Here is an 11,291-nt window from a genome sequence, read left to right on the forward strand (position 1 = left end):
AACATGGGTTATATCTCGCGAACGAGGGTAGGCTTTACCACTTCGTCAGCCTGCATGCGCCCCGAGTTATTTCTTCGATTGAGCCGTTCCTTTCACGCAACTTGCCCAGACCCGAATGGCCGACGTGGAGCACGCGAATGTCCGACGACGAGACGACAGCTCACTATGACGGTCCGGCCGGCGGCTGGGGTTCCGTACGCGGCATCACCGAGATCTTCGGCCGGGAATGGGCGACGCCGCTGGCGACCGAGACCCTGTTCCGCCAGAACAAGCCCAAGGGCTTCATGTGCGTGTCGTGTTCCTGGGCGAAGCCCGCGGACTACCACCCGTTCGAGTTCTGCGAGAACGGCGCCAAGGCGACCCTGTGGGAGCTCACCTCCCTGCGCTGCACGCCCGATTTCTTCGCCGAGCACACGGTGACGGAACTCCGTACCTGGACGGATTACGAACTCGAACAGCAGGGCCGCCTGACGCATCCGATGCGCTACGACCCCGCGACCGACACCTACGTGCCCTGCGGTTGGGACGAGGCGTTCGCCGAGATCGGCGCCGAGTTGAAGCGCCTCGCTCCGAAATCCGTGGTGTTCTATTCCTCGGGCCGCGCAAGCCTGGAAACAGCGTATCTCTACGGGCTGCTGGCCCGGCTCTACGGCTGCAACAACCTGCCCGACAGCTCGAACATGTGCCACGAGACCACCTCGGTGGCCCTCAAGCAGACCATCGGCGCCAGCGTCGGCACGGTGGTGTTCGACGATCTCCAGAACTGCGACGCGATGTTCTTCTTCGGACAGAACACCGGGTCGAACTCCCCGCGCTTCCTCCATCCCCTGCAGGAGGCGGCCAAGCGCGGCGTCGAGATCGTGACCTTCAATCCCGTCCGCGAACGGGGCCTGGAGTTCTTCACCGATCCGCAGAGCCCGGTGGAGATGCTGACCGGGAAGGAAACCCGCATCAGCTCGCAGTACCATCAGGTCCGGCCCGGCGGGGACATCGCGGTGCTGATGGGCCTATGCAAGCACGTCTTCGCCGCCGACGACGCCGCGAAGGAACGGGGCGAACGCGTCCTCGACGTCGATTTCATCCAGCAGCACACGACGGGCCTCGACGCGTTCGAGGCGAAGGTCCGGGCGACGCCCTGGGACGAGATCGAGCACGAATCCGGCCTGTCGCGCGCGGCCATCGCGGGCGCGGCCGAGGTCTACGTCAAGGCCGACCGGGTGATCGGCATCTACGGCATGGGCCTGACGCAACACAGGAACGGGTTCGAGAACGTCGCGCTGTTCGTCAACCTGCTGCTGCTGAAGGGCAATATCGGGCGCGACGGCGCCGGCATCTCGCCCGTGCGCGGCCATTCCAACGTCCAGGGTCAGCGCACCGTCGGCATCTCGGAGAAGCCCGAACTGGTGCCCCTCGACAAGCTCGCCGAGCAGTTCGGCTTCGAACCGCCGCGCGACAAGGGCGTGAACACCGTCGAGGCCTGCGAGGGCATCCTGTCCGGCGAGATCCGCAGCTTCATCGGGCTCGGGGGCAACTTCGTCCGCGCCATCCCGGAGCGGGACCTGATGGAGGCGGCCTGGACGAAGATGCGCCTCACGGTGCAGGTCGCGACGAAGCTCAACCGGTCGCATCTCGTCAACGGCGAGATCGCCTACCTGCTGCCGTGCCGGGGCCGGACCGAGGAGGACCGGCAGGCCACCGGCCCGCAGGCGGTCAGCATGGAGGATACGTTCAGCTGCATCTCCGGCTCCCTCGGTCGCCGCACGCCCGCAAGCCCGCACCTGAAATCCGAGGTCGACATCGTGGCGGGGATCGCCAAGGCGACCCTGGCGCCGAACCCGAAGGTGACCTGGGACGCCTGGGTCGGGGATTACGGCCTGATCCGGGATGCGATCGAGCGAACCTACGGACCCGAGTTCCGCGACTTCAACGAACGCCTCTGGACCCCGGGCGGTTTCTATCGGGGCAATTCGGCCCGCGAGCGCATCTGGAAGACCGAGACGAAGCGAGCGGCCTTTACGACGCCGAAGCAGAGGAACGCCGTGGGCTTCTCCGAAGCCCCGGGACGCTATCGCCTGATCACCCTGCGCTCGAACGACCAGTTCAACACCACCATCTACGGCTATAGCGACCGCATGCGCGGCATCGAGGGCACGCGCGACGTGCTCCTGGTCAATCCGGATGAGATGGCCCGGGCGAACCTGCGCGAGGGACAGGTGGTCGCCCTCGTCAGCGATGCGCAGGACGGCATCGAGCGGACGGTCTACGGCCTGAAGGTCGTGCCGTTCTCTCTGCCGGATGGCTGCCTCGGGGCCTACTACCCCGAGATGAATCCGTTGATGCCGCTGTCTCACCACGACGGGCCGTCGAAGACCCCGGCGGCGAAATCGGTCCCCGTCCGCATACGGATCACCGATGCCGACGGGCCGGTGACCGAGCGGCTGGAGCCGACGGGGCACGCCACTTCGGCTTGATCGGGCGAGTGCGGGGTCCGCACGGCGGTGATCGTGCACCGAACCACGCCGGTGCGAAGGGTCAGGCGATGCGGGCGATGTCCGCCCGGCTCTGCGCCTCCACGGGTCCGTCATGGCCGGGCAGCCCCTCGGCCTGGAGCTGCCACATCCGCGCGAACACGCCGCCGGCCCCGCGCAGGGCGGCGGGGCTGCCGTCCTCGACCACGCGGCCCTGGTCGATCACGAGGATGCGGTCGAACCCCGTCAAGGTGGAGAGGCGATGCGCGACGGCGACCACCGTGCGCCGACGCATGATCCGCACCAGGGCGGCCTGCACCGCCATCTCGGATTCGGTGTCGAGGGCGGAGGTCGCCTCGTCGAGGAGGATGATCGGTGCATCCTTGAGGAAGGCGCGGGCGATACCGATCCGCTGGCGCTGCCCCCCCGACAGCTTGGCACCGCGCTCGCCCACGACAGTTTCGTAGCCGTCGGGGAGTCGGCGGACGAACCCGTCGCAGGCCGCCGCCCGCGCGGCCGCGAACACCGCCGCGTCGTCGGCCTCGGGTCTGGCGAAACGGATGTTCTCCAGCACGCTGCGATGCAGGAGGCTGATCTCCTGGGGCACCACCGCGAGGGCGTCGCGCAGGGAATCCTGGCGCACGGACGCGATGGGCACGCCGTCGATGAGGATGGTGCCGTGCTGGACGTCGTGAAGTCGTTGCAGGAGCTGGACCAAGGTCGACTTACCGGCGCCCGATGGCCCGACGATGCCGACCTTCTGGCCGGCCGGGATCGTGAGGGTGACGCCGTCGAGGACGCGCCGTCCCGCCCCGTACGCGAAGGCGACGTCACGCAATTCGATGCGGCCGCCGCCGCAGACGAGGTCCGGCGCGCCCGGCGCATCCGGCACCGTCCGCGGCTGGGCGATGACCGCGAGGGTCTCCTCGACGAAGCCGAATTGCTGGGCCACGTCCACGAGGGAGAGAGCCATGTCCTTGGAGCTGTGCAGGATGCGCAGGGTCAGGCTCGCCACCACCACCACCTCGCCGGGGCTGGCCTGCCCGCTTCTCCACAACATCACCGCCCAGGTCAGGATGCCGGCGGCCATCGCCCAGAGGGCGAGGTCGTGGAGGAGCCGGGCCACCTCGAGGTACATCCAGCTCCGGCGCTGCGCCGTCGCCTCGGCCTCGAACCCGGTGCGCAGGCGCAGCCATTCGCGGCGGCGGGCCGAGAAGGCCTTCACCGTCCACATGTTGGTGATGGTGTCGACAAGGTCGCCCGCCACCTTGGCCGCTTCGCCCGAATAGGCGCGGTGGAGGGGGCGGCCGCGCTCCCCGAACACGATCAGGCCCAGGGTGACGCCGATGACGAAGACCAGGAGGGCGGCGGTGAGCCGGCCGTCGATGGTCGCGAAGATGATCACCGCGCCGCCGACATCCACCACCGGCGGAATGATGCGCCACACCAGGGTGTTGATGAGGGCGCCGAAATTGCCGGCCGTGGCGGTGATGCGCTGGCCGAGGGAGCCCGCGCGGTTCTCCGCGAAGTAGCGCATCGACTGCGCGCTGAGTTCGTCGAAGAGTTCGAGGCGCAGGCCGACCCCGACGCCCACGGTGGTGCGGCAGGCGAGCCACCCCGTGAGCCGCGCGAGCACGCCCTCGGCGGCGATGAGGCCGAGGAACAGCAGCAGCACCGCCGTGACGGCCGAGGCGGCGTCGGCCGGCCGGGTCATGGCGTCGACGAACTGCTTCAGGACGTATTGCTGTCCGACGCCGCAGGCGGAGGCCGCGACCACGAGGGTGAACAGCGATCCGAAATGCCAGCGCCAGCACAGCAGGTGGTGCCGGATGAACCGGCCGGGACCGGACAGGTGCGGGGCGACCAGGGGACCATCCTTCATGCGGCGCCTGGAGCCTGCGCGAACAGAGTCTGCTGGCGTCGGAGTTCCGCGGCGAAATCCGGATCGGAGAACCGTCCTCCGTCTCGGTCGGGTGCGGACAACAGGCCCACCGCGCAGGGGCGCCCGTCGTCCCACCCGGGATAATCGAGAATCGGATAGAGGCAGATCCCCGCGACCGGGACGCCGCCGCGGCGCGCGGCCAGGACCTCGCCGCAGACGTAGTGCAGCCATGCCGCCCGGGCCGTGCCTTCGGCGCCCGTCTCCGCCACCAGGAGCGGACGCTCGTAACGGCCATGAACCTCCGCCAGCATGTGGCGCAGGGGTCGGTAGGCATGGTGGCCGAGGGGGATCGTTCCCCCGTCATGGACCCACTGGTTGTCCGGGTAAAAGTTCACCCCGACGACATCGAGGCAATCGGGACCGCCGCCGAGCTCTGGGCAGAGGCGCCCGCTCACCATGTCGAGGGCCTCGTACTGCACCGTCCGGTAGGCCTCGGCGGCGGGCACGTCCTCCGGGCTGCCGGCGACGACGTGGATCAGGGGTTCGGCATGGAGGAAGCGCGCGTCCGGCACCGCGATGCGGATCGCCCGCGTCGCGGCGACGGAGGCGCGCACGAGCTGGCGCTTGAGCTCCGGCCCCCGCTCGAGGGCGAGGGGCGCCATGCGGCCGACATCGCCCCCGGCCCAGGCCCAGTAGGAAATCTCGTTGACGGTGCAGAAGGCGGGCGCGCCGTCCGTCTCGGCGGCCACGATCCGGGCGGCCTCGGCGGCGAACGCGGCAAAGCGTACGGGGAAGGCCTCGGACCAGATGTCGAGGTCGTCGGGCCAACCGTAATGGCAGAGGTCCCAGATCACCCGCTGACCGCTGGCGCGGGCCGCCCGCAGCATCGGCAGGGCGCTCGACCAGTCGTACACCCGGGGCGCGACCTCGATCCGGTGCCAGCGCAGGCCGTCGCGGACGCCACCGAGCCCGAGGGCCCGCAGGGCCGCGTAATCGGCCGCCGCCCAGGTGTCGTGACCCGTCGCGGCGATGAGGTCGAGGCGCTGCCCGTCGCGGCGGCGATGGGTCGAGCATTCGAACCCGCCGAGGAACGGCGTCGGGCTGAGCGCGCCGGCGTCCCGGGTCACCGGGCCTGGAACGGCGCCGCCCTGGGTACCAGTCATTCCGCGGCCTGCCGCACGGCTAGGGGGGACGCCGCCGCGACGGCATCGCGAAAGCGCTGCAGGGCGCTCGCCCGCGTCGGCATGAGCAGGCCGCGCGTGCTCGTGAGCGCGCGGTTGATCCGCAGGATCCCGGATCCGACGGCCGTCGGCGAATGCCCCGCGACACCGTGCGCGATCTCCGCGAGGGCTGCGTCCCGGTCCACCGCCCCACGGTTGACGAGGTGCCACGGCCCGGACACGTCGTCGATGAGAAGATCCAGCGCCGCATGGGCGAGGTCCGGCAGATAGCTGACGGACAGGAGCTCGGGCTGGCCGGGAGGCGTCTCCGTCCCCTCTCCGTGCGCGTCGCGGAGCGGCACGGCTGCGAAAGCGGGGTCGGGCGCATCGAAGACGAGGCCGGGGCGGACGATCAGTGCCCGTGGATGCCGTGATCGGATCCGTGCCTCGGACGCCGCGACGCCGTGCGCGTAGGGGCCGTCGGGCCTGACGGGATCCGCCTCGTCGGCGGGTCGGCCGAGGCTGCCGTCGAAGACGCGATCGCTGGAGAACGTCAGGAGCGGGAGGCCCGCGCGGGCGCAGGCCGCGGCGATGCGGCCCGCCCGGTCGGCGCAGACCGGGCGGGCCGCGCCGGAATCCTCCCGGCCCGCCGCATCGGCGTCGAGGCCGGCGGCGTCGATGATCGCCCAGGCCGCATGCCGGGCGATGAGGGCGTCGAGGGTCGGGTCCTCCTCCGACGCGCCGGCCGGCACCGTCACCCGGTGCAACCCCCGGTCCTGGCAGATCCGGACCAGGCCCTGTGCGAGGCGGCCATCCACAGCGAGGATCAGGAGCGGACGGGCGCGGTCCGGGCGCATTGCCACCGCGCCCGCTTGCCGCCGGTAGAACCGGACCGGCCGGTGCCACCAGCCCGGCGAATCGAGGACCGGATGGTCGTAGCGTCCGGTGGTCGCGAGGGCGCGCACGGCCGTCGCCAGGGCGGTCGCGCGGGGCTTCGGTGCCCGAATGTCGAAGGCGCCGGGCTCGTAGATCCCCGCGCGGTCGACGAGCAGGCTGTTCCAATCCACCGAGCCCATGAGCGACCACACGGTCACGGCTTCCACCGGCACGCCCCGGTCGCGCAGTGCCGTGGCGGCGTTCCACACCTCCGCCAGCCAGCGCAGCTGCTCGTCACGGCTGCAGCCGTGGTGCACCTCGGTGACGGCGACGGGAATGCGGTAGCGCTCCCACACCTCGGTGAGGCGGGTGGCGGGACCCGTGGCGCCCTCGGGAAGGGCGACCCGCACGGCCTCCACGTCGGCGTAACGCTGGCGGCCGTTGCCGCCCCGCGAGGCTGCCGGATAGGCCCGCAGACGGCCATCGAGATAGCGCTCGCTCGTGAGGTAGTGGTTGACCCCGATGAGGCCGGGCGCCCCCTCCCCCGTGGCGAGCAGGGCCAGATCCGCCGCCGGAACGCCATGATCGATCAGGCGCCCGTACCAGGGATGGGCCGGATCCACCCGGCCGCACAGGAGATCGAGGCTGAGCCAGCGTCGCGCGTTCTCGTAGGCCGCCTGGCCCGCGAGGGCCGGCGTGCTGAACGTCCGTCCGATGTCCTCGGTCTGGACGAGGCGCGCCGCGGGGATCAGCCGGCGGATCGCCCGCATGGCCAGGAGGGTCGCCTTGCATTGGTTGACCGCCATGCGCAGGAACGCGGCCTCGCTGCGCGCGTGGGGATACCAATGGCCGTAGAGGCCGGCGAACCGCGCCGTGGTCAGCGGTTCGTTGACCGGCGTGAACTGGCGCAGCCAGGGGTAGCGACGGGCGACCCGATCGGCATACGCGGCGAACAGCCGTGGCAGGTCAGGATCGAGGAGACCGGTGCCGAACGGTCCGCTGCCGTGGTGGAGCAGGCCGACGATGGGAACGATGCCGAGGCGCCGAAGCCTGTTCAAACGCGCATCCTGCCACGACCAATCCGGCGTCGCCGAAACCTCCGGCGCGATGCTCTCCCACAGGAGCGGGTAACGCAGGGTGCGGATGCCGAGCCGTGCGACGGCGTCGAGATCCGCGCTGCGCCAGCGATGACCGGTCTCGCGCACCTGATCCCGGAATCGGTCGCCGATCCGCGTGACGGTGCATTCGAAGCCGCCCCAGAGTTCGAGTGGCGCGCCGCCGGCGCTCACGAACCGACCCACCGCGAACCGGCCGGCCGCTGTTCCGAGTTCGCACTGATCATCGCCTACCGCCCGAAATCGTAATCAGACTCTATCTCGTAATACTGACAATGAATACCGCCGCAATATTTAACCTATGAGAACGACAGGGTTCGGCAGCGAAAATATCAACGCTTTATCGATCCCGAATTGTACGAGATCTGTTCTCGGGTGATCGCCCAACGACCTCGTAGAGGGGACGCGAAACGTGAAGCAGGAATCTGGACTTTCGCCCGATCCGGTCGGCGTGTCGGATCTCATGGTTCTGAATACTCCTCCCACTTTTGGGTATCAAAGTCCTGCTCCGGAATATCGCAAATCCACCGCGGAACAGCACGGTGATCCATCGTCCCGTCCACGCCCTCTGCTTGTGTGCTTCTCTCATCTGCGCTGGAACTTCGTCCGCCAGCGCCCGCAGCACCTTCTCACCCGCGCCGCGAAGCGGTTCGACGTCCTTTTCATCGAGGAGCCGGTCTTCGAGGCGGGCGGTACGGCGCGGCTGAAACGCGAGGGCGTCGGCCCGTCCCTCGAAGTGCTCGTTCCCATCGTCGATCCCGCCGACACGCAGTCCCTTGCGCAGGTCCTGCACGGCCTCGTCGCACGGGAACTGGATGGCTCCCGTCATCGCACGCGGGTGTTCTGGTACTATACGCCGGCCGCCCTCGCCTTTACGCAGACGCTGCACCGCGACCTGACGATCTACGACAACATGGACGAGCTGTCGGCCTTCCGGGGTGCCTCGGACGCCTTGGTCTCGCAGGAACGGACGCTGCTGGCCACCGCCGACCTCGTCTTCACCGGTGGCTACAGTCTTTACGCCGCCAAGCGCGATGCCCATCCCGACATCCACTGCTTCCCGTCCTCCGTTGAGACCGCGCATTTCGCCCGTGCCCGCCAGGGCACGACCCCGGACCCGGCGGACTAGGCCGCCCTGGCCCGGCCGCGCCTCGGGTTCTTCGGCGTGGTCGACGAGCGGTTCGACGCCGACTTCCTCGCCCAATTCGCCGATCTTCGGCCGGAGTGGCAGTTCGTCATCCTCGGTCCCGTCGTGAAGATCGATCCGGCCGAACTACCCAAGCGGCCCAACATCCATTGGCTCGGACCGAAACTCTACGACGATCTCCCGGACTACTTGGCGCATTGGGATCTCGGGCTGATGCCATTCGCCCTGAACGCCGCGACGCGATTCATCAGCCCGACGAAGACTCCGGAATTTCTCGCCGCCGGCCTGCCTGTGATCTCGACGCCCATCGTCGACGTGGTTCGCGGGTACGGCGAGGCCGGCCTCGTCGAGATCGCCGACACGCCGGGCACCGCCGCCCTCGCGGCCGAAGCCCTGATGGCGCGTGCACGGGCGCCGTGGCTCGCCCGTGTCGACGCCCGCCTCGCCGGCGATTCCTGGGATCGAACCTGGGCCGACATGGAGGCGCGGATGATGGCGGTCCTCGGCGAACCGATGTCGGATTCGCCGCGTCCGGTGCTGTGCGAGACCGTCTGATCCCCTCCCGTCCGCGATGGGGCCGTCCGCTGCGCGCCCTCCCCGCGGCCCGAACAGTCGAGGTTCGAGACCGATGTACGATTGGCTGATCGTCGGAGCCGGTTTTGCCGGCAGCGTGCTCGCCGAGCGCCTCGCGCGCGAGCGGGGCGAGCGAATCCTCGTGGTCGACCGGCGCGACCACATCGGCGGCAACGCCTACGACTGTCTCAACGCCGACGGATTGTTGATCCACCGCTACGGGCCGCACATCTTCCACACCAACGCACAGGCGGTGTTCGCCTACCTGTCCGACTTCACGGCCTGGCGGCCCTACGAGCACCGGGTCCTCGCCGAGGTCAACGGCCAGCGCGTGCCGATCCCGATCAACCTCGACACGATCAACCGGCTGTACGGACTGTCTCTAACGTCCCCCGAGCTCGAAGCTTGGTTCGCCGCCCGGGCGGAGCCCGTCGAGGAGATCCGAACCGCCGAGGACGTCGTCGTCTCGACGGTGGGCCGCGAACTCTACGAGCTGTTCTTTCGCGGCTACACCCGCAAGCAATGGGGCCGTGATCCCTCCGAACTCGACCGGTCGGTGACCGCTCGGGTTCCGACCCGGACCGACCGGGACGACCGTTATTTCACCGATCGCTACCAGGCGATGCCGAAGCACGGCTACACGGCGATGTTCGCCGCGATGCTCGACCATCCCAACATCACGCTGGCGCTCGGCACCGACTTCCGCAGCCTCGGTCCCACCGCACGGGCGCGGCGCACCATCTTCACCGGTCCGATCGAAACCTACTTCGACACCTGCTACGGCCCCCTGCCCTATCGCAGCCTGCGCTTCGAACACGTCACACGCGACGTCGCGTGGCACCAGCCGGTGGGCGTGGTCAACTATCCGCAGACGGAGGCCTACACTCGGGTCACCGAATACAAGCACCTCACCGGGCAGACGCATCCGCGCACGGCCCTCACCTACGAGTATCCGTCCGCCGAGGGCGAGCCCTACTACCCGATCCCGTGCGCCGCGCATCAGGCGCTCTACAAGCGCTATGAGCAACGCGCCCGCGACGAGCGGAATGTCTGGTTCGTCGGCCGGCTCGCCACCTATCGCTACTACAACATGGACCAGATCGTCGGACAGGCGCTCGCGACGTTCCGGCGGATCGACGCGGAGATTCCCCGGCGGGATGGACGGGTGCGCGCGCCGGCCGTCGATCGGACCACCTCCGAACTGGCGTGAGACCCATGGCCGAGCGGGCGCCCTTCCGGCCTCCGGCGACGACGGAGCGGCCGCTGGGCGAGCGGGACCGGGCGGCGATACGGGAGGATTTCGCCGAGGGTCCGCTGACCGGTGAGGAGCGGCGTTTCGCCGATCTTCTCGCGTGGGAGGCGCAGGCCCGCGCGGACGGTGCCGATCCCCGGACTCTCGCGGCCCTCGCGAAAGCGCGCCGTGCCGCCGGCCGCGCCTGCCACCCTGCGGGGCTTGCCAACGACCCTGCGGGGCTTGCCCACGACCCTGCGGGGCTTGCCAACGAGGGCGCCGGGCCGCCGCCGCGGGGGCGGAGTGGGCCATGATGCACGCACCACACGCGGCACCGGGGCCCGCACCGCGGCGCGGCGTCCGACCGCCGCCATCCCGGCGGACCGGTGCGCCACCCGGACCAGGGGGTGAGCGATGCCGTCGCGACCAGCCGGCACCTGTCGGTGGCGCGATGCAGTCGCGCCGACGCCTTCGAGGGCGCAGCGGACGCGGCCCCCCGCTCGCGATCCGGACATGGACGCACCGCAGCTCGCTCGCTGCGCGGATGCTACGCCCGGCCTGGGTGCCGAGGATCCCGAGCGAACGCGCCGGAAGCGGCCGCATCGGCGACGGTGCCACCGGGATGGTGGTCGGTGTGGCGCGATTTGCCGCCGCCCATGCGGATCGGCACCCGGCCTCGGCATCACAGTGCGGCGCTTGCCGTCGTGGCGAGGCGGTGCGTGATCCAGTCCTGCGCGGCGCCGAGGCTGGCGAAGGTCGGCGGGTTCGGGTGGTCGACGCGGCCGAATCCGGCTTCGAGGAACCACCGGCCGGCGTCCGACCCGTGCTGCTCGCACAGG

8 protein-coding genes and 1 pseudogene are annotated in these 11,291 nt (G+C 69.8%); 5 read left to right on the forward strand and 4 right to left on the reverse strand.

Features of this window, described 5'->3' with window-relative positions; translation table 11 throughout:
* Window positions 1-137 precede the first annotated feature (137 nt).
* Window positions 138-2,471: an FdhF/YdeP family oxidoreductase gene (locus tag ASF22_RS07325; RefSeq protein ID WP_056262952.1), complete on the forward strand. Its 2,334-nt coding sequence runs from the start codon at window positions 138-140 to the stop codon at window positions 2,469-2,471.
* Between the two features lie 61 nt (window positions 2,472-2,532).
* On the opposite strand, the gene ASF22_RS07330 is transcribed toward ASF22_RS07325, so the two are convergent.
* The 4 genes and pseudogenes from ASF22_RS07330 to ASF22_RS25175 form a co-directional block, all read right to left on the reverse strand.
* A complete protein-coding gene (locus ASF22_RS07330; protein ID WP_056262954.1) occupies window positions 2,533-4,350 on the reverse strand; it encodes an ABC transporter ATP-binding protein in 1,818 nt (605 codons plus the stop codon).
* Window positions 4,347-5,513: a hypothetical protein gene (locus ASF22_RS24330; RefSeq protein WP_056262956.1), complete on the reverse strand. Its 1,167-nt coding sequence runs from the start codon at window positions 5,511-5,513 to the stop codon at window positions 4,347-4,349. The genes ASF22_RS07330 and ASF22_RS24330 overlap by 4 nt, the downstream gene beginning before the upstream one ends.
* On the reverse strand, window positions 5,510-6,367 hold the full coding sequence (locus ASF22_RS25170) for a sugar nucleotide-binding protein (protein WP_274533783.1): 858 nt from the start codon (window positions 6,365-6,367) through the stop codon (window positions 5,510-5,512). The genes ASF22_RS24330 and ASF22_RS25170 overlap by 4 nt, the downstream gene beginning before the upstream one ends.
* A 180-nt stretch (window positions 6,368-6,547) precedes the next feature.
* A pseudogene (locus ASF22_RS25175) lies at window positions 6,548-7,699 on the reverse strand (family 1 glycosylhydrolase); the annotation flags it as partial.
* Between the two features lie 376 nt (window positions 7,700-8,075).
* On the opposite strand from ASF22_RS25175, the gene ASF22_RS24770 reads away from it, so the two are divergent.
* From ASF22_RS24770 to ASF22_RS07355, 4 genes are all read left to right on the forward strand, one after another.
* Complete coding sequence (locus ASF22_RS24770) at window positions 8,076-8,630, forward strand: hypothetical protein (protein WP_244474221.1); 555 nt, start codon at window positions 8,076-8,078, stop codon at window positions 8,628-8,630.
* Window positions 8,631-8,666: 36 nt separating this feature from the next.
* Window positions 8,667-9,203: a glycosyltransferase gene (locus ASF22_RS24775; protein ID WP_244474222.1), complete on the forward strand. Its 537-nt coding sequence runs from the start codon at window positions 8,667-8,669 to the stop codon at window positions 9,201-9,203.
* A gap of 73 nt (window positions 9,204-9,276) precedes the next feature.
* Window positions 9,277-10,431: a UDP-galactopyranose mutase gene (gene glf / locus ASF22_RS07350; protein ID WP_056262960.1), complete on the forward strand. Its 1,155-nt coding sequence runs from the start codon at window positions 9,277-9,279 to the stop codon at window positions 10,429-10,431.
* Entirely contained in the window at window positions 10,428-10,766 is a 339-nt protein-coding gene (locus ASF22_RS07355; RefSeq protein ID WP_156647632.1) for a hypothetical protein, read from the forward strand. The genes glf and ASF22_RS07355 overlap by 4 nt, the downstream gene beginning before the upstream one ends.
* The last annotated feature ends 525 nt before the right edge of the window (window positions 10,767-11,291 follow it).

Source organism: Methylobacterium sp. Leaf87 (assembly GCF_001422775.1).
Classification (GTDB): domain Bacteria; phylum Pseudomonadota; class Alphaproteobacteria; order Rhizobiales; family Beijerinckiaceae; genus Methylobacterium.